The organism is Mesorhizobium sp. L48C026A00 (genome assembly GCF_000502375.1).
In the GTDB taxonomy this organism is placed as follows: domain Bacteria; phylum Pseudomonadota; class Alphaproteobacteria; order Rhizobiales; family Rhizobiaceae; genus Mesorhizobium; species Mesorhizobium muleiense.
Window position 1 is genome coordinate 293,200 of the sequence record NZ_AYWU01000001.1, and the last position, 22,044, is coordinate 315,243.

Below are 22,044 nucleotides of genomic sequence, written 5' to 3' on the forward strand. Positions count from 1 at the left end.
CGCTGTGCATTCCGATTGGCCGAAGCATCTCTCCACTTCGTCTCCCTAGGCGGAGCAAGGAGCGAAGCGACGCGGCGCAGACCCTAGGGAGACGAAGGCGTGGTGGCCTGTGGCTAATCTCCAGCGTCAGAGATGGTGGCTGCAGGCCGGCCGGCAGCGACCGTCAGTCAAAGAACCAAATCCTCTGTGCAGAGGGACTAATTGATCTTCTTGTAATGGACCTTGCCGTCAGGCTGCACTATGCGCTGGTAGGACGAGTTTGGGGGAGGTGGCGCTGCCGCGACTTTCCTTTTGAGCGGGCGCGGCACATCGACGATATTGGGTTCGGTCGCTTCTTCGAGATCGGTGGCTGCTTCCGCCATGGTGCTGGTCGTGATCACAGAAGGCTCCGCAATGCTCGACATGTCGTCGTCACTGTCCAGGGGCAGCTCCTGTTCAAGCCGGGCAATGCTGCCTTTGACTTCGTTGAAGCTGCCCTGCAGTTGACTGTCCAGTTTTTCGAACCGGCTTTGGAAGCCGTTGTTGACCGTATCGAGCCGGGCTGCGATCCGTTGCTCGAACGATCCGAGCTGTTCCAGCCGCCGTTCGACAAGGCGCAGATCGTTGATGCCGCGGTAGAAATAGACCGCGGCCGTTATGTTCACCGCCGTGATCAGCAAGGCGCCGGCGGCGACAACGCCGATCATCCTTGCATTGCTCGGTTTCCACACTGCAGCTTGCTCTTCAGTGTGGGTTGCCGGCCCAATGTCGATTGCCGGCATATCCGGGTCGCTGATCATCGTCATTGGACCACCACCTTTGCGCCGACCGAGACGCGCTTGAAAAGATCGATCACATCAGTGTTGGTAAGACGGAAACATCCCGATGTTCCGTCGAAGCCGATGCCCTTGGGATCGTTGGTGCCGTGGATGCGGTAGAGCGTGTCGCGCCCGTCCCGCAGCAGATAGAGTGCCCTGGCGCCGAGCGGATTGTAGGGACCGGCGGGAACCATTTCCGGCAGCTCCGGCTGGCGGGCGCGCATTTCCCTGGGCGGGCGCCATTCCGGCCATTCCGTTTTCGCCCCGACCTTGACGACGCCGGTCCAGCCAAAGCCGTCGCGTCCGACGCTGATCTGGTAGCGCAGCGCCTGGCCCTGCCGGGTGACCAGATAAAGCGCCTTCTCGTCCTTGCGGATGATGATCGTGCCGGCCCGTTCCGCGGTTTGGAGAGCGACCGCCTTGCGCAGGCTAGGCCCCATTGCCGGCAGCGGCGGCCGGTCCGACAGCGCGGATCGGGCATGGGCGAATTCCAAAGCCGGCATTCCCAAGGCAAGGCCGATGATGCAGGCGCCGGCAAGCCTCGGGACGATGCGATATCTACCGGGCTGCGTCATCGAGCCGCTCTTTGAACATCCGCTTCAGGTCCTTGTTGAAGCGCGCCCGCCCATCCACTTCGGAAGGCAGGATGGCCCGGTTCAGCGCGTCGGTCAGCAGCGCATTGTCCAGGCCGACCGACTTGATGTGCGGCGCCTTGAAGATCTTCTCGAGCTCGCTGCGCGAAAAGTGGTTGCCGAACCATTTGCGCTTATGCTTGTTGGCGACCAGCGTGATGCTCACCGAATTGCCGCGCAGCTCGCGGATCTTGGTGTAGAGCCGCTTGCCTTGCCGCAACGAGGCGACGTTGAGCTCGAAGACGATGAAGATCTCGTCGCTCGTCGAAAGCACGGAATTCTGCCAGGGGGTTTCGATATTCGGCAGGTCGATGACGATGTCGTCGAACCGGTAGGCGACGAGGTCCAGCAGCCGGAACACGAAATCGGCGCCCTGCGGCTCGAACGGCAGCTGCGGCCTCTCGAAGGCATAGAGCGTCAGGCCGGACGGACGAGAGAGCTTGATGACGTCCATCAGTTCGACATCGAGCCTTTCAGGCTGGCCAATGATGCCGGCCAGGTCGAACTGGTTGAACAGGTTGAGATAGGCGCCGCAATTGGCGCTCTGGAAATCGAGGTCGACAAGGCAGGTCGAAGCCGCCCGTTCGGTGGATTTCGACGCCAGGAATTCCGCCGCCGACAGAGCGATCGTCGTGGCGCCGGCGCCGCCGCTGGCGCTGATGAAGGTAATGATGCGGCTCTTGGTGCCCTGGTTGCCGGTGTCGTGGAAAGTGACCGCGTTCAGCAGCTCCTTGGCGTCGAGAGGCTTGTGCAGCCAGTCCGAAGCGTTCATGCGAACCAGGATGCGCGTCTTTTCGGAGGTCAATTCGTCGGAGACGGCGATCAGCGGCACGGTCGCCCACAAGGCGCGCGCCGCGACGATGCCGGGCTCGCCGAGCAACTCGCCACTGGCCAGGTCGAGGATGACGATGCCCGGGCGCGTCTCGGGGGGCGGACCGTTGAGGAAGTCAGCCGTCTCGGAGATCCTGACATCGTAGATGGCCAGCGCGTCCAGCCGCGTCGCCACCTCGCGCTTGAACTGCGAATCCGAGGAAAACAGCGCCACCTGCTTTCGTTTGGTCGGCAGAACCTTGGTGTTGATGGCGTTCATGGCAGCCAGGTGCTCTTCATATCTTCGCCCGTGACCGTGCTCATCATGGAGGGCATGGTGATGTCGTTGAATCCGAGAAGTCCGCTGAGAAAGAAGAATTGGAAGGTAAGACCCTCCAGGCTGACCGTTATCGTTGGGACGGGCCCGCCTGGACGGCCCCAATAGCCGAGGCCGGTTGCGGAGTAGGTGATCCTGACATTCGCCGGCTGGAGCCTGGGGAAGAACACGACCATGCGATTGTAGATCGCGTCGAAATTCGCCTGGTCGAATCCAGTACATCCGCCTGCACCGGTACAGGAATAGGTGGGGAAGCTGCCAGACGCCATAGCCGTGCCCACCAGCGGCACGTTCGTGGTGACCGCCGCGCTGACAAGCGCGGTACTCACTGGATTGGAAATAGAGGCTGCCCTCGCGCCGACTTGGACTGCCTTTGTGGCTGCGTTCCATTGGTAAAGCGCATAGCCGAAATCGATGAAGCCAAGCGTCAGCGTAAGAAGCAGGGTCATGGCAATTGTAGCCTCGACCATTGCGGCTCCGCATTCCTCATTTCTGAAATCGCTCAATGGTCGCATGTCAGTACCCGACAAATCGCTCCTCTTGCGAAGCCGTGATGGTGATTGGGCCGATGCCGATAAAGGAGAGCAGCGATGTAGCCCCATATGCGTAGCTCGTAGTTACGCGGATCGTGCGGACAGTCGCGCCGGTGCCTCGATAGTCCTGCAGCCCGGTGTCGGGATCGACCGGATTAGCGGTGTCGTAGGTCGATATGACGACCGGCTCGTCGGTGCCCCAGTCGGCAACTCTCAAGGTCCCCACCGCCGGCGTCCCGTATTTGGCGATGTTCTGCGCCGTCGTCGTGCAATTCACCGCGGCGAAGCCGGTGGTGCAGCGCGCCATGAACCGTGCCGCGTCGCGCAGCCCTGCTTCGATCAGCAGCTTGCGGTGGATGACGGTGCCGAATTCGAACACGCCCGCCGACAGCGCGATCATCAGCGGCGTGATCAATGTCATTTCGACCAGGATCGCGCCGCGCTCCTCGCGGCGGAATTTCCGGGCGAGTCCGCGAAGAATCCCGGTGCGCTTAGCGGTAAAGTTGGACATTGTCCTTCGCGAAGCCGACCATCGTGCCTCGCCCCTGTTCGCCGTCGATGTCGACGATCTCCGCCGTGATGTCGCCGTTGGTCCGCGCCTGATCGACCGGCTCCGTCAAAAAGAAGCTGGCGAAGCCAACGGCCGGGATCGGGTCGCCGCTCGCGCCGTTGAGATCTTCTTCGTGTTCGATGCAGTTTATGATGGCGCCGTAGATCAGTCGCCGGTCCGGGTCGGTCGAGGGACTGGCGTGGCATGCCGCAACGCCTGTTTCGCCGCCCAGCGAGGGGCTTGCAACCAAGTCGTTCCCTGTTCCGCGGGTCGATAGCTCATATTTATAGAGATCGTAGCGAGACGGCGGGTTTGCGTTCGAATAGGAGTTGCCTTCGCTGTCCACGAAATCGGCCATGTCCGCTGTCGTGAAGCCGTTGGCCGCCATGTAGCCCTCATAGTCCCACATGCCGTTGCCGATGCGGCCATAGGTCCCATCGTAGGCAGTGTCCTGGGTCATGTGGCGGTACTGGGGCCACTCAGTATCCGACGAAGTCACCGGATCCATGGTGCAGGCGTTGGGATTGCTCGTGTTCTTGTATTTGAAGCCCTTACGGACGTTGGGCGCCGGCGGGATGAGCGGATCATTGTCCTTCATCTGCCCGCCGTAGATGTCGAAGCGCACGTTGATCGCGTCGCGCACGGCCGGCTGCGGCCCGCCGGTACGCATGTTGACCCCGCGCGAATTGATGCATTCGGGGGTGTTGGCCTGCGCGATGTCATCGGCCAAGTCGCCGGCGCCGTAGCCGGGATTGCCAGTCGGGTTGAGGAAGCCGAAATTGCCAGGTCCCCATGCTCCCGTGCCGCCACCCTGGACCAGCTTTATGCCCTTCCTGTAGAAATTCTGATCGCTGATGACCTGATGAAGGGGAATGCCTGAACCTTCGAACGGATTGCAGATGAACAACGGCGTCATGTCGCAGACGACGACTCCGGCAAAGCCTGCGACTGCGGTCGCTCCAACATCAAAGAAGTTGTTCGCGCCGGCGCCAACGAAGGACGCTGGGAAGATCGCGTCAAAACGGCTTGCCTGGACTGAAACCATGATAAACTCGGCATCCGCGCTGGTCGCCGCTTTCCGATCGACTCCATTGGCGTCGACCCCCGTCAGCGGATTTATGGCCGTCGAATCGCTTAGCGGTATGCTCGCGAGAAAGCACCAAGCGATGTCGCCCCCGTTCCGGCAGGCCGTTGTGCCGTTCACGACGCCGCCGTTATCAAGGTCGGCGCGAACAGTCACACTGGAGAAGCGGCTGTCGTTCTCGACAAGGTTGGCAAGTGCTCGTTCCGCGCGGGTCCACGCATCCGGGTTGCCGTCAAGCTCCGCCGCTCCGGCGATCGCAAACGCATCCGCCCCCTTCTGCAGATCATTATGCAAATTGTTGGCCCGGCTTATGTCGATCGTAAGCAACGCAAAGCCGATGATTGCCGGCAGCATGACGCTGACGTCCGGTGCGGGTCGTGCCGCTGCCATTGGTGCTCCTGATCGAGACGCCAAGATCACGGCCGGCATTGCGCTTGGCCTCCAGCACCCGCACTTCGAGGTTTACTTGCTGGCTGTCGTCGACGGTCACTGCGTTTATGATCGCGTCGGGGCCATATTGCTGGGCGACCTCCATGATCGCCGCCAGCGTGGCGCCGTCCTTGACATGGCCGCCAAGCCTGACCTTGCCGTTGATCGAACCGATATCGATGCGCGAATTGGGCGCGACCTGCCGGATCGCTTGCGCCATGTCGCTCACGTCGACGCCGACTTCGATCTGGATCACGCCAAGCGAGCGCTTGTCTTCTGAAAAGAGGTTGACGGTGGTGGTGCCGGCGCTCTTGCCGATCACATAGAGCGTGCGGTCGGTCATCGNCGGCGATCTTCTCGTCGCCGACGACGATGTCACCCAGAGTTGCGTTCACCTGGATCGTCACCGACTGCGACATGGGCAGGAAAACACGGTGGACGCTGGGGTTCGATACATCGATCCTGCGATCGGCTGCATGAGCAGCGAGGTCGATCGGCAGTAACATGACCGAACAGGCCAGCGCGGCAGCCGCCAGTGGTCCCCGGAACATACGCATCTAGACTACCCCCTCTTGCCGATTCGGTCGGCAATACCCTAGCGTTATTTTTGTCGCGGCACGTCGTAAGATTGGAGCTTCACACCCCTGAAGACGCCGATTGTCGCACGCGCCGGGGGCTCCGGCTGCACATATTTGATCACTTCCTTAACCACTTCTTGCATCTGGGGTGCTGAGGCCACTGCCGGAGCCGGTTTTGCGCTGCTTAACAGGTCGAGCCTGCTTCCCACCCGTTCGACGGCCTGCGTCAGCCCATTGATCTTGTCGTCCGCGCGCTTGCGCTCGGCTGCGGCCTCGGCGTCGGCTGCAGCCTGCTTGGCGAGTTCGGCCTGCCTGGCGGCTACATCGGCCGGCGTGTCGCCGGTCAGGTCGGAAAGCGTGACGCGTTCGGTCGTTTCGCCTTCGCTGGCGGCTGCCTGGCGGAGCGCTAGGGACAGCTGGCCGGCGCCGGCGGCCAGTGTAAGCTTCTGGGCGTCCCTGGTGCTGGCCTCGAGCGTGACCGACTTCACCACTGTCGGGCTGTCCTTGCTCTCATCGGCGACCTGGTCGACGGCGAGCACCTTCATGCTCTGCAACAACACGTCGACAAAACTTTTGTCCGCGCCACTGCGGGTGGTGCGCGTCAGCAGCACATCGACCCGGTCGCCCGGAAAGACAAACCCGGCGACGCCAAGCACGTCATTGACCCTGATAGAAACGGCTTTCATACCTTCGCCGAGGACCGCCGAAAGCGTGGCGCGCTGGCCAGGGCCGGTGATCTTGGTAGCCAAAAGAGGCTCGTTAGTGCCGATCGCTTGTAGCGCCTGTTTTGTGCCGTCGCCGGCCAGGGCTTCTTTGGTCGTCTTGAAGGCGCCGGCTGGAACCGCGCCCGCTGGCCAGGCGATTTCGCGCAACTTGTCGGCGGTGAGCGTATCGCCGAATTTCAGCGCAACGGCAGCCACAACGACCGTGTCGCGTTCGACTTCGCCCCCCTTCGCCATGGCGTTGCGCTGGCTGGCCAACCAGATATTGGCAAGCACTACCGCCAGTATACCGAACACGGCGGCGAGCACGATCATGATAATTGTATTGGCGCGCATAGACCCCAAGCCCCAAGCCCACAATGCGGGAATTCGCCCGCTGTTATTTTCAGGCCCGAGCTATTCAACTCGGGCCCGAACGTTAGTTTTGCGATTGGCGCAACCCCTTAGCGCCCCTCAACCGTTTGGTTCAGTGGCGCACTAGTCGGTCACGGCCCCGCCGGCGGCGTCGGCGTCGGCGTCGTCGGCAATTGACCTTCGAGATATGTCCATTGCCCGGTGACCCATGTGCCAACAAGAATGATCATCGCGATGGTGGCAGCCGTGATGATGCCGAGAAGGACTGTGTATTCGACCATGGCAGCGCCGTTTTCGTCGTCGCGGAACTGCCGGGTCATCGTCATGAGCTTCTTCATGCCAATTTCTCCCTTTGGAGGTTTGAACCCGACGAGACGAGCCAAGGATGAAATCCATACCCAAGCATCCCCCGTCATCTCGATCTAAGTCCCGACGAAAATCAGAGTCAAACGGGATTAACCGATCCTTAACTATCCTATACATGGCGGGTGCAATAATATCTCCGCTCAAGGATGATCAAGGCATTGATTCTGCTGATTTTTCTACTCCTCTTAACCATTCGTTCACAATTGGCCGTGGGTATGGCGGAAGTGGGGCAGCGTTAGCGATGCTGCATATCCCTTTATATCTAAGGCCTTAGGTGGGCTCCATGACGCCTTTGTGGCAGAAAAGCACTGTGCATTGAAAAGCGAGTCCTCGTTTTCCCTAAGGACAGCGCCGCTAGACCAAATAAACGTCGCGTTTTCTGATGCTTGATCTTAACTATGTCTGAAGTATTAAATTGCATGGTGCGCGGCGGGCGCTTGTGCCATCTGTGGTTAACGCTTAGTTTCAGCGTGGGGATTAAACGGGGGAAGAAGCATCATGTTGGGCCGATTCACCAAGGGGCCAAGCGAACCGCGGGCCGAGCCAAGGGTTGAGCCGATCGTGACGTTGCCAGTCGCGGCGCCTTCCCCTGCAGCCGACACCGAATCGCAGGGCGACGATTTCCTGACGCTCAAGGTTGACCTGCACAGTCACCTGATCGACCGGTTCAATCTTGCAGCGCTTGAAACGGCGTCAAAGGATGAGATCCTGAATGAGATCCGGCCGATCGTGCGCGAGTTCGTGCGCGCTCGTGCGGTGCCGCTGAACGCGCGTGAGCTTGACCGGCTGACCAGCGAGACCGCCGACGAGATGCTCGGCCTTGGGCCGATCGAACCATTGCTCAAGGATGACTCGATCACCGATATATTGATCAATACCCACAAGCGCGTCTTCATCGAGCGGCGCGGCATGATCGAGGAGACGGCGATCCGCTTCCGCGACGAGGCGCATCTGCTGCGCGTCATCAACAAGATCGTTTCGGCCATCGGCCGACGCGTCGATGAATCGGCGCCGATGGTCGATGCGCGGCTGGAAGACGGATCGCGCGTCAACATCGCGGTGCGGCCGGTCTCGGTCGATGGTCCGCTGGTGTCGATCCGCAAATTCTCCAAGAACCCCTATTCGCTCGAGCGCCTGATGGCGCTCAATTCGATCCGCCAGCCGATGATCGACCTGCTGCGCATTGCCGTGCAGGCACGCAAGTCGATCCTGGTTTCAGGCGGCACCGGCAGCGGCAAGACGACATTGCTCAACGCGCTGTCGAGCTACATCCCGTCTCGGGAGCGCCTGATCACCATCGAGGACGCCGCCGAACTGCAACTGCAGCAGCCGCATGTCGGCCGGCTGGAGACGCGGCCGCCCAATGTCCAGGGCAAAGGCGAGGTTCGTCAGCGCGAACTGCTCAAGAATGCGCTTCGCATGCGGCCCGATCGCATCATCGTCGGCGAAGTGCGCGGCGAGGAGGCCTTCGACATGCTGCAGGCGATGAACACCGGCCACGAAGGCTCGATGACCACCATCCATGCCAACACGCCGCGCGATGCGATATCACGGCTCGAGCAAATGGTCGGCATGGCGGGCATGCCGATGACCCACGAATCGATCCGGGCGCAGATTGCCTCGGCCATCGACATCATAGTCCAAACGCAACGCCTTTCTGATGGAGGTCGGCGGGTCGTCTCCATATCGGAACTGACCGGGATGGAAGGCAATGTCATCCAGCTACAGGAAATCTATCATTTCGTTCGCCGCGAGGTGACGCCGGAGGGCAAGATCATCGGCGATTTTCGCGCCACGGGCGTCCGCCCACGCTTTGCACCGGAGGCAGCGACACTGGGCCATCAGTTTGCCAAGGACGCTTTCAATCCGCAGGTTGCCCTCTAATGCCTACCGGCCAAACACTGCTTTATTTCGTCTATGTACTTGGAGCCGCTTCGGTAATTCTTGCAGGCGAAGCTCTCTATCTCTCCTTCGCCAATCGTCGGTCGCGGGCCGGCGCTGTCAATCGCCGACTGAGACGGTTGACCGACGATATTCCGGCCGAGCAGACCCTGCAAGTATTGCTGCGCGAACGCGGGCTGACGGAGTCGGGCGACTTTCTCTTTGGCCTGATCGGGCTGAACAGGCTCTACACCCAGTCTGGCATTACCGGGAATCCGCTGTCTTTCGCCGCGAAGTTCCTTCTAGCAGGGCTGGCACTGGCGTTGCTGCTCTCGATCTTTTTGGGTTTCTCGACCTTGGTAGCGCTCATCGTTTTTGTAGTGATCGGACTTGTGCTGCCGCTTCTCGTTCTTCGGCGCGCCCGCAACAAGCGAATCCAGAAATTCGCGAAACAGCTCCCTGACGCACTCGACATGATCGTTCGATCGCTGCGCGCCGGACATCCGGCTTCGGTAGCCGTGAGTCTGGTCGCGCGCGAAATGCCCGATCCGCTCGGAACCGAATTCGGCATCGTTTCCGACGAAATCACCTTTGGACTGAGCATTGAACAAGCCGTGCGAAAACTCTCGCAACGCGTAGGCTTCGAGGGGCTTCATCTGCTTTCGGTATCGTTGTCGATCCAGGCTAAAACTGGTGGCAATTTGACGGGGATCCTGTCCAATCTTTCAGCGGTGCTGCGTGAGCGGCAGAAACTCAGGTTGAAGGTCAAGGCGCTTTCGGCCGAGGGCCGGGTGTCGGCTTGGATCATTTCGTTGTTCCCGCTCGTAATGTTCCTGATCCTTCAGATTACTGCCCCATCCTACTACGGCGGAGTGTGGCACGATCCACTGATCATGCCCGTGTTTTTGATTTTCGGAACATGGGCACTGTTGGGTGACTTCATCATGTATCGCATGGTCAACTTCGATTTCTGACAGGAGCGAGCCATAAACCTCTTTGCTAACACTGACGATCTGAGCCTTCTGGTCTCCATCGCCGTTTTTGTCGCTGGGATGGCCCTTTTCCTGTTCGCAGCGTTTGTATTCTTGCCGGCGCTGCAGACGCGCAAGCTGGTTACGCAAAGCCTGATGGCAGAGGGAATTGCCGATCGCCGCTCGCTCGTTGGACAGGAACAGCTTGCCAAGATCGCCGCGCAGCGGCCAGTCGACGCGTATTTTAAATCGATGGAAAAGGAGCGAGACGAGCCAAATGCCCTCGAGGCCAAGCTGTTTCGAGCCGGCTTTTATCACCGAAGCGCTCCGGTGATCTATACCTTGTCGCGCCTCGGTGCGGTCTGTGCTGGTTTTCTGGCTGCCTACGCGCTGTTGTCTCGAGTGCTCCCGCCTCAGTTGCCCGGTTTCGCGGCCTTCGCCGGCTCTGCTCTGTTCGGGCTCGCCTGCATCGTTATTCCAAGCATCCTGCTTGACCGGTTCGAGAATGGGCAAAAGCAGATTTATCGTCGTGGTTTCCCCGATTTCATGGACATGATGATCACCTGCGCCGATGCAGGCATGAGTCTGGAGGCGGCAGTCGAGCGTGTGAGCCAGGAATTGGCCGGCACGCACAAATGGCTCGGCATCCAGCTTTCGATCATGACCCTGCAGTTGCGCGCCGGCAAACCGCTTCGCGAGGCACTGCGTGAACTGTCTGACCGTGTCGGCCTTGACGAGGCGCGGGCGCTGGCTGTGCTGTTCCGTCAGTCGGAAGAACTCGGCACCAGCCTGACCGACGCTTTGCGCGTTTACAGCGAAGAGATGCGCAGTCAGAGAATTCTGAGTGCCGAGGAGCGCGCCAATGCTTTGCCGGTCAAAATGATGATTCCATTGGGCCTGTGCATCTTTCCGGTGGTGATGATGGTCATCATGTTGCCGGTGATCATCCGCATGAAGGGTGTTTTCTTCTAGGCACGTCTGTGCTTTGGTCGAAATACAGAGTCGGAGAGAACTCTTTTGGGGGACGAAATGACAGGGCCAATGCGCCTCGCAGCCATAGCCGGTTTGCTGCTTATCGTGCTTTCCGGCTGTCAGACGGCTAATAGCGGCGTCGTTCGCACCAACGAGCCCTCGAAAGGTGACGTGACAGCTTTTGGCGATGCCTTCGATGGGCTGAAGACGGTCAGCGACGTCGAGTACTATGCCTCGGACCAGGCTGTTGCCGAAGCCAAGAACCAGTTCCGCGCGGAAAACTACGGCAACGCCGGCGCCCTGTTCTACAAGGCGACGCAACTGGCGCCCAATGATGGCGGTGCCTGGATGGGCCTGGCCGCCTCCAGCGATCGCATCCGCCGCTTCGACCTCTCCGACCACGCCTATCGCCAGGCCTTCCGGCTGGTCGGCGGGACGCCCGAATATTACAACAATGTCGGTTATTCCTATCTGCTGCGCGGCAAGCTGCAGGACGCGCGCAGCAATTTCCTCAAGGCTTATGAGCTGTCGCCCAACGATCCGACCGTGGCCAACAATCTGCAGCTCCTGTCGTCCAGCGTGAAGAATCTCGAGCGGTAAGGCGATAGCATGTTGCTCGCCGCATCGGTGCTGCTGAAGGGACTAGCCATTCCTTTGCTGGCAAGGATCGCCTGGCTCGACTTCACCACCCAGAAGATCTCCAACCAGAATGTGCTGCTGCTGCTTTGCCTGGGTTTGGGCTCGCTGCAGCTACTGTCGGCTCAATCCGGGTCGTGGTGGGAGATGGGCCTGAGCGCAATCGCCGGCCTTTTATTGTTTGTTGCGCTGTTTCCGTTCTGGGTCCTGCGCAAGGTCGGGGCCGGCGACGTCAAGCTGATGGCGGTGGTGCCGTTGCTGATCGGCGGCAGCGGCCTCCTTGTGTTCTCCGTACTGCTGCTGGGATTCGCCCTCGCCACAGCGTTGATCGTGAAAAATCCGTTCATGCTGCCCGCGGGCGCTTTCCGCCTCTACGTTCAGCACCTGGACCGCAAAGGCGTTGTGCCGTTTGGCGTGCCGATCTCGCTCGCAGCGATCTGCACGATAGGGTTCGTGATCTACATCACCTTGATGCCCCATCCCGGTCCGGCGATCTGACCAGACAGGAATTGCCGCAACTGCCTGGCTGTACATCTCAGGCGTCCATGTCCTCAAGCGGCTCGCGTCAGACGCCAGTGCTGAGGTGATGAGCAGCACGTTCCGTGCAATGACGCCATACACCGTTTCACGTTAACCGTTCGGAAACGACGGGCTTGTTAAATGAGTCTCCCCAAGGGGCATAAATATGGCACTTCACCTTTCGGCGGATGCGGTTCCTGTGGCGGCGACCCCACAGAAGTATCTTTTTGGTCCGGTCGCTGACTTTCTCATGCTTGGCGGGAGCGCGTTCCTCATCCTGCCGGTCTTGTTTTTTGTCCCTCTTAANTCCGGTCGCTGACTTTCTCATGCTTGGCGGGAGCGCGTTCCTCATCCTGCCGGTCTTGTTTTTTGTCCCTCTTAAGTACGAAGGTTTCGTGGGCGCAACGATGTTGTTGCTGGCTCATCTGATAAACCATCCGCACTTTGCCCACTCGTATCAACTTTTCTATCGCAACTTCGGGCGGAAGGTGCGCGGAGACGGATATGACAAGAACCTTCAGGTCCGTTACATCTTCGCGGGCATTGTCGTCCCGCTGATCATGGGCGGCTTTTTTGCTTACGNGGAGACGGATATGACAAGAACCTTCAGGTCCGTTACATCTTCGCGGGCATTGTCGTCCCGCTGATCATGGGCGGTTTTTTTGCTTACGGTTCAATAGCGGGGAATGCGCGCCTGCTGGGGTATGCTGGCAATGTGATGGCCTTTTTTGTGGGCTGGCACTATGTCAAGCAAGGCTACGGCATGCTGATGGTGGACGCCGTATTGAAGCGCAGGTTCTTCAACGAGCAAGACAAGAAAGTGCTGNCAAGGCTACGGCATGCTGATGGTGGACGCCGTATTGAAGCGCAGGTTCTTCAACGAGCAAGACAAGAAAGTGCTGTTGTTCAACGGCTATGCCGTATGGCTGTTCGCCTGGCTTCAGACAAACGCGGTGATCACCGAAAGGCAATTCTGGGGCTTGGACTACTACACATTTGCCGCCCCTTCATGGGTCACCAATATTGCCGTATTTGCCGCCGCTGCTTCCACGGCAGCCACGGTCGTGATGCTGATCAATCNCTTCATGGGTCACCAATATTGCCGTATTTGCCGCCGCTGCTTCCACGGCAGCCACGGTCGTGATGCTGATCAATCGCTGGCGCAAGCATGGTGGCACGCTGCCGTACAACGGCGTCGTCGCCTACGTCGTGTCTCTATACGCCTGGATTCTATTTGTGAGGATAAACCCGCTTTGGTTGCTTGTGGTGCCGGCGCTCCATTCGTTGCAGTACCTGGCGGTGGTCTGGCGTTATCAGACCAATGTTGAGCGCGACCGTTCAGATGCTGCTACAGAACCCGAATTCAAGGTTCTGTCCATTCTTGGCCCGATGTACAGGCTGCGGGTGCTGGGGTTTATCATTGTTGGTGGAATTCTTGGAATTCTCGGTTTCTGGCTGGTCCCGATCGCGTTGTCCGTTTTGGTTCCTTACAACAAAGAGGTGTTCGGCTCGTCGTTGTTCCTCTTCATAGCGTGGATATTCATCAACGTGCATCACTACTTTCTGGATAACGTCATGTGGAGACGAGGCAATCCAGAGGTATCAAAATATCTGTTCCGCTAGTTCCTCTGCACAGGGTATTTGGTTCTTTGACTGTCGGTCGCTGCCGGCCTGCAGCCGCCGATCCAACGCCACAGGCCACCACACCTTCGTCATCCTAGGGCGGAGCAGGAGCGAAGCGACGTCGCGGAGACCCTGGGATCCATGCCGTGACATCCGCCGAAGAATGCAACGGCCCAGAACGGCGCTTGCGTCCGCAACAGTGCAAGCTACCCTTCCACCATGACCGGCTATGCCTACATGACCGCGAGCCAGAAGCGCGGCACGATCTATATCGGCGTCACCAATGATCTCGGCCGCCGCATGCCGGAGCACAAATCCGGCGATGGCTCGCGCTTCACCAGCCGCTACGGCGTGCAGCGGCTGGGCTGGTATGACGAACATTTCGACATTCGCGACGCCATCCAGCGCGAGAAGTCGCTGAAGCGCTGGCCGCGCCAGTGGAAGATCGAACTGATCGAGAAGACCAACCCAGAATGGTTCGAGCTTTTTCGCGGAACCGGGTGGTAGCGTTCGGTTCTGGGCCGTATCATTCTTCGGCTGGGGTAACGGCATGGATCCTAGGGTCTGCGCCGCGTCGCTTCGCTCCTTGCTTGCCCTAGGATGACGAAGGGATGGATGTATCAGCCAATCCCAGAGGTCGGCGATTCGCCACTGACCGGAATTTTCGACGTTCGCTGCCGATCGGCGATCTGTCAAAATCACTGTGCAGAGGAACTAGTCATCTGCCGCGGCGATCTTGGTGATGGCGCCAGATAGGCGCCGGCCAGAGTCCAGCCACATAGAGCGTAACAGCATGATTTGCACGGCTCGGGCTACTCGCGCGTTGGCGGCGCTATTGCCAAGGCGATCGGCCCAAGCCTGGCGGCAACGCGGATCTTAGCGTCACCGATCGAAGCGACTTCATCACAACGAAGGGCGACAATCGCAATTGAGTCAGGGCATGAAGGCGTACCGGCGCGAAAACGGCTCGGCAAAGAGAAAAGGCGGAATCGGATCCGAACTGGCCTTGGTGGTCGCGGAAATCCGCCCCGAAATTACGGCAAGCGTCCGAGAAGAAATTTAGCGGGATCGAACAGATGTGTTGGCTGGAGAATAGGCAAATTACTCGCTCCGCGAAGGTCATGGCTGAGGCTGAGCGTGCCGAACGCGCCGCGAAGACAGCAAGATTGAGGTCGCTTCGTATGGCGACTCAGAGCGACCTAAGGTTTTCATTCCCCGAGGAATTGGATTGTTCTCTGCTTATCGCAGCATTGACTCAAGGCGAACCACCGGCTGATCGGGACCGCCGAATTCGGGTGTGAGCGAAACAGGCTCCCGCCGGATTTGTTAACCCTCTGACACCCTGCCATGCCAGCAAGGCGTCGGAGTAACGTCTCTTGGCCACAGATGCTTTGTCGCGACCGACGACGTTCAGAGACTCGGTCCCTGATTGCTCCCGTCTGGCGCGGCACTGTGGCAATAGCCACAGAGGCGGGAGAAGGAGGCTCGGCACCGCTAATGGTTGAAGTCGCTCTGTAAAAACTTTCAGGCTGATTCAGGAGCCTTGGCCTTTGCGAGGTCCTGCAGGAACTCTTCCATCAGCGGCCTGTCACCGAACCGGCGGTAAGCGCGCTCTGCTTCCAGCGAGAATGCCGGATGCGCCTCGACCAGCTTTGCCATCGTCTGCTGGGCTGCCTCGATCTCGCCGCCCCCGGCCTGCAAAGCCGCCTGAATCAGAAGGCAGTTTGCATCGCGCGGCGCCCGGATCAGGCATTCTTCTATGACGGCGGAAGCCTCGTCGCGGCGGTCAGCCGCGTAGAGCGCCTGCCCGTGCACATAGGCGTAGTACTCGGGCGCCATAGGATGAAGGCGGCGGGCCCGCTCTGCGTTGGCGACGGCATCATCATATTGCCCGAAGCGAACCTGCGCCTTTGCAAGCGCCATCATGCTGTCGGGATCGTTAGGGTTGAGCTCCACAGCGCGCCGCGCGGCCTGCAAGCCGCCTGAATAGTCGCCCTGCAGGGCAAGCCCGAAGCTGATGACCTGATAGCCAAGGCCAAGATTGGGGTCGAGACGGACCGCCTGCCGAGCTTCGCTAAGCCCAAGATGGAGTTCCGGTGCGTTTTCCCGGCCGTCACCGCTCTGCGCCACGCTGGCGATAAAGGTCAGCGCGAGGCCTGCGCGGGCGGCCGCATAGGACGGGTCCATTTCAAGGGCGCGCTGGTAGAGGCCCCGCGCCTCCAGAATGTCCTGTGCGGGTCATCGCCGCCGTGCCGGTAGCGGTTGCGGGCCTGCAGCACGAGGTCATAGGCCTGCAGGTTGTCGGTCGGGCGTTCCGCTGCCGCCGCCGCCTCGCTCCTGCCGATATAGGGCGCGATCTGCGCGACGATTTCAGTGGTCAGCTCGCTCTGGACGGTGAACACGTCGGCGACCTGCCGGTCAAAACTGCGCGACCACAGATGCGCGCCTGTCTTTACATCGATCAGCTGCGCCGACACGCGAAGCTGGTCGCCTTCACGGCGGGCGCTGCCTTCAACCACATAATCAACGCCGAGCTTCGCCCCAAGCTTGCGCACGTCCGTACCCTGCCCGTGCACGGCGTAGGTGGAATCGCGCGCGATTACCTGTAGCTCTGAATTGCGGGCAAGGGCTGTCGTCACATCCTCGGCCAATCCGTCCGCGAAATACGATTGCTCGCCGCTGCCGCTCATCGCGGCAAAAGGCATCACCGCCACTGACGGCCGGGGGTCTGAGCGGCTCTGGTCCATCGACAAGACCCCCGGGATGCGGCTGACCATGGCTGCCAGGGGGAGCGGCTGGATTTGGGTGCCGATGAGGATGAGGGCTATGGCGGCTACGCCATAAGACCAGCGGGCAGCGGTGCTGCGCAGCACCTGCGGCACGTGCCGCCATGGCGACCACGCAGAGCCCGCGCGCCTTACGCGGTAGACGTTGAGAAGTTCGGGAATGTTCTTGGCCCGCCTGCGGCCGATGCGGACGAACCTGTCCGCGCTGTTGCGGTCGGCCGCCATCACCACGGCGCCGCTGACGAATATCTGCCCCGGATCGCACATGGCCTCAAGACGGGCGGCCACATTGACGCCGTCGCCGTATACGTCGCCGTCATCTTCGATGACATCGCCAAGATTGATGCCGATGCGCAGCTCGAACGGGCCCTTGTCGAAGCCTTCCTGTATGGCCAGCGCCGCATCGACCGCTTCGTTGACGCTTGGAAACATGGCGAGAAAGCCGTCTCCCGCCGTCTTGACGATGCGCCCGCCATGGCGGGCAGTGGTCGGGTCAATGAGCTCATCAAAAACAGCGCGCAGCTTCGTGTAGGTGGAAGCCTCGTTTTCAGCCATCAGCAGGCTGTAGCCGACGATATCGGCGGCCATGATTGCCGCGAGCTTGCGTTCCATCAGCATTATTCCTGAGCGGCGGCCCTGCAGGGACTATTACTAGTGACACTTAAGACGACGCACGCTTCAAGATTAGACCCATAATCCCGAATAGGCTTATCATACAGCTCACAAATGCGTGACCATTGTGGCCTATACCGTTCTGACCTTCGTCAGCCATCATCCGCTTCGCGCGGAGCCGTCCCCGCATCCGAAGCGGCGTTGGGCATGCTGGTCAGGCAATTATTGCGCCTACGCTTGTGGGCTCCGGGTAGGCAAGGGACGTTATTCGCGACAGTGTCGCCACCGCGAATAACTCCTGAGCTTACGGGATTGCAGGCCGCGAGGCCGGATTCGATCTGATGCTTGCGGATGTGGCCGTCAGGCCCGACGCCCGAACAGGTCGGCGTATCGCTGCAGGTAGAGCGGCCAGCCTTGATCGGCGGCGACACCATCGCGCACGCTTTCCCAGCCGGCGCCGTGGCGCTCCAGTTTGCGATGCTCGAGATCCAGGCGGGTCCGATTAGCCGTCTCGGCAGTGAAGCGGACTTCCCACTCGCTGGCCTTGTTCGGATCGGTCTCCAACCGCCATTGCGGACTGATGTCCCAACTTAGCAGCACACGGTGCGGCGGCTCATAAGCCAGCACGCGCGCCCACCGGCACTCGCTGCCGTCGGCGCCGCGATCATAAATATGGCCGCCGACGCGCGGCTCGAACACGGTCTCGGCGATCGGCACGGCGAGCAGATTGTGCTCCCTGGGTTTGAACTTGCCAAAATCCTCCGTGAAGACCTCGAAGGCGCGCTCGATCGGCGCCTCGACCACGATCGAGTGCCTTACCAAGGTGTCTGCTGCTTGCGTGTTCATTTTTTCACTCCTTTCGCGGTTGTTCGACAGCTTGCTTGAAGGCAGCGAGCGTCTTCATCCAGAACCGGTCGAGCTCTGTGCGAAGCGCCGCCAGCCCGTCGGGTTCGACGCGGTAGATGCGGTGCTTGCCAGCCGGCGTGTCTGCAACGAGCCCTGCCTCTTTCAACACCTTCAGATGCTGCGAGACCGCCGACCGGGTCACCGGCAGGGCACGCGCCAACTCGGTAACCGAACGCGGATGCTCGACCAAGAGTTCGAAGATCGTGCGCCTGGTGGGGTCGCCCAGGGCGGTCCAGCTGTTGTTCACGTTAGTCACCACTAACGCGTTAGCACGGACTAACGTGATGAGTCAACCTTGCTACGGCAAAAAGGGCTGAGTGAGGGGGACTTTGAAGTTGAAGTCGATCAAGCCTCGACAGCTAAGCCCGCGTCACGCCATTCGGGCAGGCCATCTTCCATGCGGCGTGCGCGGAAGCCGTGCTCACGCAGCAATGCGACCGCCTCGAATGACATCACGCACCACGGACCGCGGCAGTAGGCGACGATCTCGGGCTTCGCCTCGAGGTCGGACAACCGCTGCTCCAGTTGGCCGAGGGGGACGTTGATCGCGCCGGGCAGATGTCCGAGCGCAAACTCATCGGGCGGTCGGACGTCGATGACTGTAACGAGCCCGTCTTTCATTCGCGCGGCCAGCTCTTCCCGGGACACGGGCTCCATATCGTCGCGCCGGTCGAAATAGCCCCTCACGATGCGTTCGACCTCGGCCGAATGCCGCTCGGCAACGACTCGAATGGAGGCGAAGGCGGCAAGTACGCTTTCATCTGCGAGCCGGTAGTTGACGAACTTGCCAGCGCGCTCTGACGTCACGAGTCCGGCGCGGCGCATCGCCTGGAGATTCTGCGAGACATTCGCCACCGGACGCGCAAGCTTGGCGGCCAAGGCTTCCACGCTGCGCGGACCCTGCGCGAGTTGCTCGATCAGTTCCAGCCTCTGCGGATTGCCCAGAGCCTTCGCGACAACCGCGAACTGCTCGTAAAGTGCCTGCTTCGGATTGCGGATTGACATCAGGGTAGCAGCCACGCTAGTTCATTCAACATAATTATTGAAATGATGCGGTATCACACGGCCCCCGAGGAGACAAGTCCGTGGCCGAGAAGCCCCTTCAATCGCTTAGCAGCCTTGGCTCCGGCTCTGACGGCTCCCGAACGGGATTGATGTAGTGATGGCCGCACGCACCCGAGCCATCAATGCCGGTGCCGCATGACAACGATGGCGGCGCCAGCAGTGAGCCTCGGTCTCAAGGCCAACTGGCGGCAGTTCGCGCTGCTTGTGCTTATCAATGCATTCGTCGGCGGCATGGTCGGCATCGAACGCACCGTCGTGCCGTTGATCGGCTCAGAGGAATTCGGGCTCGCCTCGACCACGCTGGTCGTCTCCTTCATCGTCAGCTTCGGCGTCGTCAAGGCGCTGGCCAACCTTGTCTCCGGACAGCTCGCCGACAAATGGGGGCGCAAGCGCGTGCTGGTTATCGGCTGGCTGTTCGGCCTGCCGGTGCCCTTCATGATCATTTGGGCGCCAGACTGGAACTGGGTCATCGCCGCCAACGCGCTGCTTGGCATCAGCCAGGGCTTCGCCTGGTCGATGACCGTCATCATGAAGGTCGACCTTGTCGGCCCGAAGGGGCGTGGCCTCGCCGTAGGGCTCAACGAGTTTGCCGGTTACCTCGCAGTCGGGATCACCGCCTTCCTCACCGGCTATCTCGCCAGCCGCTACGGTCTGCGACCAATCCCGATCTATCTCGGCGTCGGCTACGCGGTGGTGGGCACGGTGCTCTCGATCCTGCTCGTGTGCGACACGCGCGATCATGTGCGCGCAGAACTGGCGAACCATCCGCGCGAGGCATCACCCCTTTCCTTCCGCGAGGTCTTTGCGTTGACCTCTTTTCGGGATCGCAACCTCTTTGCCGCTTCGCAGGCCGGTTTGGTGAACAACCTCAATGACGGCATGAGCTGGGGCATCTTTCCGCTCTTCTTCGCAGCCGGCGGGCTTGGCGTGGAGCGCATCGGCATTCTGAAGGCCGTCTATCCCGTCACCTGGGGTGTGCTGCAGGTCGTGACGGGACCGCTCAGCGACCGCTGGGGCCGCAAGGGCCTGATCGTCGCCGGCATGTGGGTGCAGGCGGCGGCGCTCTTTCTCACGGCGCTGACCGCGAATTTCGGCTGGTGGCTGGTGGCCTGCCTCCTGCTAGGACTTGGCACGGCGATGGTCTATCCGAGCCTGATCGCCGCGGTATCGGATGCGTCGCATCCTTCATGGCGCGCCCGCTCGCTCAGCGTCTACCGCTTCTGGCGCGATCTCGGCTACGCGATCGGTGCGCTGTCGGCGGGACTGATCGCCGACTTCTTCGGCCTGGCGTGGGCGATTGCCTCGATCGCCGCCCTCACTTTCCTGTCCGGTACCGTGGTCGCTTTCATGATGCGCGAAGGTCATGCCGGACGAAGCAGTTGAACGTCGCCCCGGATGCGTCCGCCTCCGCCGCGCCAGCGTCGGGTTCCTGACGTGCCACTCGCGCGAAATCACACGAAAAAGCATCCGGCCGTTCAAAACCGTTTCAAAAACCGATTTGAAACGGTGTCGCGCCGCTAACTGATTGAGATTATTGGCGCGCCCCGTTATCGGGAGCAATGAAGCCGAAGCCTTTTTCGGGATTGTACCACTTGACCGTCCCCTCGCTCTCCAGTTGCGCACCACCCTTCCCGGCGATGGAACCCTCAGCAAGGCGCGCATCTGCCGGCGTTTTCACGATCTGATCGCTGATCTCCAGCACGTGCACGACCTGACGACCTCTTGGACTTTCTTCAACCGCGACCTTGAGACGTGTCCCCTCGGCAACAGCGCGGCTTCCGGCAGCCTCCAACACTCGGATGTGGAGATAAGCCTCCGTGCCATCGGACAGTTTGACGAAGCCGAAACCCTTGCTGGTATTGAACCAGATCACCTCGGCGTCGACGGGCTCTGCCGTTACGGTCGACGGGCGTTGAAAGTAGCTCGGTTCGGAAGTCCGTTCCGAAAAGGAAACCGGGTCATCGTCATACCGACGCCTACGTGGCTCGCGTTGGTCTGTATACTTGCCCATGATCGTCTCGACTGACATGGCGCGCGCACTGCGCTAGCTGTTCAGGATAATCTTCATCGGGCGACGCGTTTGTGTCAAATGGCCTGCGACTGAAAAAAGACGCCAACAATGCCTATATTGGCGATGAGCCCAAATTCAGGAGGTCAGAGACCATGACGAACGAACGCGCTGTGCTTGCAGGCGGCTGCTTCTGGGGTATGCAGGATCTGATCCGCCGCTACCCCGGCGTGATTTCCACCCGCGTCGGCTACACTGGCGGTGAGGTGCCTAACGCTACTTATCGCAATCATGGCAGCCACGCCGAGGCGATCGAGATCGTGTTCGATCCAGACACGATCAGCTATCGCGATCTGCTGGAATTCTTCTTCCAGATCCATGATCCAACGACGCGCAACCGCCAGGGCAACGACGTCGGCGCGAGCTACCGCTCGGCGATCTTCTATACAGACGACGAGCAAAAGCGCGTTGCGGAAGACACCATCGCCGATGTCGAAGCATCCGGGCTTTGGCCCGGTAAGGTCGTGACCGAGGTGGCGCCGGTCAGCGATTTCTGGGAGGCCGAGCCGGAGCATCAGGACTACCTCGAGCGCTATCCCAATGGCTACACCTGTCATTTCCCAAGACCAAACTGGAAGCTTCCGAAGCGAGAGGAAATTCGCCGCGCGGGGTAGGCAGCCGCACTTTACAACTCCTTCTCGGCCAGTTCGCGGAATCCGTCGGGGACCGAGCGCGGACCGTCCAGTGCTGTGGCGGCCTAGCCCATGGCGTCACGTCCAAAGCGGTTGCGAATAATTCACTGACGCTGCCGAGAACATGATAGCCCAAGCCCGCAGGTCGAGAGTCTCGTCTCAAATGCAGTTAATTTGAGAA

22 protein-coding genes and 1 pseudogene are annotated in these 22,044 nt (G+C 60.4%); 9 read left to right on the forward strand and 14 right to left on the reverse strand.

Annotated features, from left to right (window positions below; genetic code table 11):
* Positions 1-197: 197 nt before the first annotated feature.
* The 9 genes from X738_RS46930 to X738_RS46970 all read right to left on the reverse strand — a co-directional run bounded on the left by X738_RS46930 (position 198) and on the right by X738_RS46970 (position 7,164).
* Positions 198-785 (reverse strand): hypothetical protein, encoded by a 588-nt coding sequence (locus X738_RS46930; RefSeq protein WP_023796975.1) that lies wholly within the window; start codon positions 783-785, stop codon positions 198-200.
* The gene (locus X738_RS46935; protein ID WP_023796976.1) at positions 782-1,372 is read right to left on the reverse strand and encodes a L,D-transpeptidase; all 591 of its coding nucleotides are present in this window, start codon (positions 1,370-1,372) and stop codon (positions 782-784) included. Before X738_RS46935 ends, X738_RS46930 begins: the two co-directional genes overlap by 4 nt.
* Positions 1,356-2,519, reverse strand: coding sequence for an AAA family ATPase (locus X738_RS46940; protein ID WP_023796977.1), 1,164 nt, complete (start codon positions 2,517-2,519; stop codon positions 1,356-1,358). Before X738_RS46940 ends, X738_RS46935 begins: the two co-directional genes overlap by 17 nt.
* Positions 2,516-3,046, reverse strand: coding sequence for a TadE/TadG family type IV pilus assembly protein (locus X738_RS46945; protein WP_245277574.1), 531 nt, complete (start codon positions 3,044-3,046; stop codon positions 2,516-2,518). The genes X738_RS46940 and X738_RS46945 overlap by 4 nt, the downstream gene beginning before the upstream one ends.
* A 46-nt stretch (positions 3,047-3,092) precedes the next feature.
* Complete coding sequence (locus tag X738_RS46950) at positions 3,093-3,620, reverse strand: TadE/TadG family type IV pilus assembly protein (RefSeq protein WP_023796979.1); 528 nt, start codon at positions 3,618-3,620, stop codon at positions 3,093-3,095.
* The gene (locus X738_RS46955; RefSeq protein WP_023796980.1) at positions 3,601-5,133 is read right to left on the reverse strand and encodes a pilus assembly protein TadG-related protein; all 1,533 of its coding nucleotides are present in this window, start codon (positions 5,131-5,133) and stop codon (positions 3,601-3,603) included. Before X738_RS46955 ends, X738_RS46950 begins: the two co-directional genes overlap by 20 nt.
* Positions 5,030-5,515 (reverse strand): pilus assembly protein N-terminal domain-containing protein, encoded by a 486-nt coding sequence (locus X738_RS86745; protein ID WP_023796981.1) that lies wholly within the window; start codon positions 5,513-5,515, stop codon positions 5,030-5,032. Before X738_RS86745 ends, X738_RS46955 begins: the two co-directional genes overlap by 104 nt.
* 258 nt (positions 5,516-5,773) lie before the next feature.
* The gene (gene cpaB / locus X738_RS46965; RefSeq protein ID WP_023796983.1) at positions 5,774-6,808 is read right to left on the reverse strand and encodes a Flp pilus assembly protein CpaB; all 1,035 of its coding nucleotides are present in this window, start codon (positions 6,806-6,808) and stop codon (positions 5,774-5,776) included.
* 149 nt (positions 6,809-6,957) lie between these two features.
* The gene (locus X738_RS46970; RefSeq protein WP_023796984.1) at positions 6,958-7,164 is read right to left on the reverse strand and encodes a Flp family type IVb pilin; all 207 of its coding nucleotides are present in this window, start codon (positions 7,162-7,164) and stop codon (positions 6,958-6,960) included.
* Between the two features lie 526 nt (positions 7,165-7,690).
* Between X738_RS46970 and X738_RS46975 the strand changes: the two genes are divergently transcribed.
* The 7 genes from X738_RS46975 to X738_RS47005 all read left to right on the forward strand — a co-directional run bounded on the left by X738_RS46975 (position 7,691) and on the right by X738_RS47005 (position 14,301).
* A complete protein-coding gene (locus tag X738_RS46975; protein WP_023796985.1) occupies positions 7,691-9,076 on the forward strand; it encodes a CpaF family protein in 1,386 nt (461 codons plus the stop codon).
* On the forward strand, positions 9,076-10,047 hold the full coding sequence (locus X738_RS46980; RefSeq protein ID WP_023796986.1) for a type II secretion system F family protein: 972 nt from the start codon (positions 9,076-9,078) through the stop codon (positions 10,045-10,047). Before X738_RS46975 ends, X738_RS46980 begins: the two co-directional genes overlap by 1 nt.
* A gap of 78 nt (positions 10,048-10,125) precedes the next feature.
* Complete coding sequence (locus X738_RS46985) at positions 10,126-11,016, forward strand: type II secretion system F family protein (protein WP_023796987.1); 891 nt, start codon at positions 10,126-10,128, stop codon at positions 11,014-11,016.
* 57 nt (positions 11,017-11,073) lie between these two features.
* Positions 11,074-11,616, forward strand: coding sequence for a tetratricopeptide repeat protein (locus X738_RS46990; protein ID WP_051407685.1), 543 nt, complete (start codon positions 11,074-11,076; stop codon positions 11,614-11,616).
* Positions 11,617-11,625: 9 nt separating this feature from the next.
* Positions 11,626-12,150 carry a prepilin peptidase gene (locus X738_RS46995; RefSeq protein ID WP_023796989.1) on the forward strand — a complete coding sequence of 175 codons (525 nt, stop codon included), beginning with the start codon at positions 11,626-11,628 and terminating at the stop codon, positions 12,148-12,150.
* A 1,161-nt stretch (positions 12,151-13,311) separates the two neighbouring features.
* Positions 13,312-13,794 (forward strand): hypothetical protein, encoded by a 483-nt coding sequence (locus X738_RS86750; protein ID WP_245277575.1) that lies wholly within the window; start codon positions 13,312-13,314, stop codon positions 13,792-13,794.
* A gap of 219 nt (positions 13,795-14,013) precedes the next feature.
* On the forward strand, positions 14,014-14,301 hold the full coding sequence (locus tag X738_RS47005) for a GIY-YIG nuclease family protein (protein WP_023796991.1): 288 nt from the start codon (positions 14,014-14,016) through the stop codon (positions 14,299-14,301).
* A 1,017-nt stretch (positions 14,302-15,318) separates the two neighbouring features.
* On the opposite strand, the pseudogene X738_RS47010 reads toward X738_RS47005, so the two are convergent.
* The 4 genes and pseudogenes from X738_RS47010 to X738_RS0140425 all read right to left on the reverse strand — a co-directional run bounded on the left by X738_RS47010 (position 15,319) and on the right by X738_RS0140425 (position 19,103).
* A pseudogene (locus X738_RS47010) lies at positions 15,319-17,192 on the reverse strand (adenylate/guanylate cyclase domain-containing protein).
* A gap of 360 nt (positions 17,193-17,552) precedes the next feature.
* A complete protein-coding gene (locus X738_RS47015) occupies positions 17,553-18,038 on the reverse strand; it encodes an SRPBCC family protein (protein WP_023796993.1) in 486 nt (161 codons plus the stop codon).
* Between the two features lie 4 nt (positions 18,039-18,042).
* Positions 18,043-18,354 carry an ArsR/SmtB family transcription factor gene (locus tag X738_RS47020; protein WP_236378022.1) on the reverse strand — a complete coding sequence of 104 codons (312 nt, stop codon included), beginning with the start codon at positions 18,352-18,354 and terminating at the stop codon, positions 18,043-18,045.
* 89 nt (positions 18,355-18,443) lie between these two features.
* On the reverse strand, positions 18,444-19,103 hold the full coding sequence (locus X738_RS0140425) for an ArsR/SmtB family transcription factor (RefSeq protein ID WP_031254041.1): 660 nt from the start codon (positions 19,101-19,103) through the stop codon (positions 18,444-18,446).
* Positions 19,104-19,298: 195 nt separating this feature from the next.
* Here X738_RS0140425 and X738_RS47025 point away from each other — a divergent pair, with 195 nt between their 5' ends.
* Complete coding sequence (locus X738_RS47025) at positions 19,299-20,546, forward strand: MFS transporter (RefSeq protein ID WP_023796995.1); 1,248 nt, start codon at positions 19,299-19,301, stop codon at positions 20,544-20,546.
* A gap of 148 nt (positions 20,547-20,694) precedes the next feature.
* Here X738_RS47025 and X738_RS0140430 read toward each other — a convergent pair whose 3' ends face one another.
* Complete coding sequence (locus tag X738_RS0140430; RefSeq protein ID WP_084833599.1) at positions 20,695-21,174, reverse strand: cold-shock protein; 480 nt, start codon at positions 21,172-21,174, stop codon at positions 20,695-20,697.
* A gap of 152 nt (positions 21,175-21,326) precedes the next feature.
* Between X738_RS0140430 and msrA the strand changes: the two genes are divergently transcribed.
* A complete protein-coding gene (msrA, locus tag X738_RS47030) occupies positions 21,327-21,845 on the forward strand; it encodes a peptide-methionine (S)-S-oxide reductase MsrA (protein WP_023796997.1) in 519 nt (172 codons plus the stop codon).
* The last annotated feature ends 199 nt before the right edge of the window (positions 21,846-22,044 follow it).

Excerpts from the sequence above, each read along its gene's own strand:
- X738_RS46930 (WP_023796975.1), bottom strand. The coding sequence starts at position 785 with ATGACGATGATCAGCGACCCGGATATGCCGGCAATCGACATTGGGCCG.
- X738_RS46935 (WP_023796976.1), bottom strand. The coding sequence starts at position 1,372 with ATGACGCAGCCCGGTAGATATCGCATCGTCCCGAGGCTTGCCGGCGCC.
- X738_RS46940 (WP_023796977.1), bottom strand. The coding sequence starts at position 2,519 with ATGAACGCCATCAACACCAAGGTTCTGCCGACCAAACGAAAGCAGGTG.
- X738_RS46945 (WP_245277574.1), bottom strand. The coding sequence starts at position 3,046 with ATGGTCGAGGCTACAATTGCCATGACCCTGCTTCTTACGCTGACGCTT.
- X738_RS46950 (WP_023796979.1), bottom strand. The coding sequence starts at position 3,620 with ATGTCCAACTTTACCGCTAAGCGCACCGGGATTCTTCGCGGACTCGCC.
- X738_RS46955 (WP_023796980.1), bottom strand. The coding sequence starts at position 5,133 with ATGGCAGCGGCACGACCCGCACCGGACGTCAGCGTCATGCTGCCGGCA.
- X738_RS86745 (WP_023796981.1), bottom strand. The coding sequence starts at position 5,515 with ATGACCGACCGCACGCTCTATGTGATCGGCAAGAGCGCCGGCACCACC.
- cpaB (WP_023796983.1), bottom strand. The coding sequence starts at position 6,808 with ATGCGCGCCAATACAATTATCATGATCGTGCTCGCCGCCGTGTTCGGT.
- X738_RS46970 (WP_023796984.1), bottom strand. The coding sequence starts at position 7,164 with ATGAAGAAGCTCATGACGATGACCCGGCAGTTCCGCGACGACGAAAAC.
- X738_RS46975 (WP_023796985.1), top strand. The coding sequence starts at position 7,691 with ATGTTGGGCCGATTCACCAAGGGGCCAAGCGAACCGCGGGCCGAGCCA.
- X738_RS46980 (WP_023796986.1), top strand. The coding sequence starts at position 9,076 with ATGCCTACCGGCCAAACACTGCTTTATTTCGTCTATGTACTTGGAGCC.
- X738_RS46985 (WP_023796987.1), top strand. The coding sequence starts at position 10,126 with ATGGCCCTTTTCCTGTTCGCAGCGTTTGTATTCTTGCCGGCGCTGCAG.
- X738_RS46990 (WP_051407685.1), top strand. The coding sequence starts at position 11,074 with ATGACAGGGCCAATGCGCCTCGCAGCCATAGCCGGTTTGCTGCTTATC.
- X738_RS46995 (WP_023796989.1), top strand. The coding sequence starts at position 11,626 with ATGTTGCTCGCCGCATCGGTGCTGCTGAAGGGACTAGCCATTCCTTTG.
- X738_RS47005 (WP_023796991.1), top strand. The coding sequence starts at position 14,014 with ATGACCGGCTATGCCTACATGACCGCGAGCCAGAAGCGCGGCACGATC.
- X738_RS47015 (WP_023796993.1), bottom strand. The coding sequence starts at position 18,038 with ATGAACACGCAAGCAGCAGACACCTTGGTAAGGCACTCGATCGTGGTC.
- X738_RS0140425 (WP_031254041.1), bottom strand. The coding sequence starts at position 19,103 with ATGTCAATCCGCAATCCGAAGCAGGCACTTTACGAGCAGTTCGCGGTT.
- X738_RS47025 (WP_023796995.1), top strand. The coding sequence starts at position 19,299 with ATGACAACGATGGCGGCGCCAGCAGTGAGCCTCGGTCTCAAGGCCAAC.
- X738_RS0140430 (WP_084833599.1), bottom strand. The coding sequence starts at position 21,174 with ATGGGCAAGTATACAGACCAACGCGAGCCACGTAGGCGTCGGTATGAC.
- msrA (WP_023796997.1), top strand. The coding sequence starts at position 21,327 with ATGACGAACGAACGCGCTGTGCTTGCAGGCGGCTGCTTCTGGGGTATG.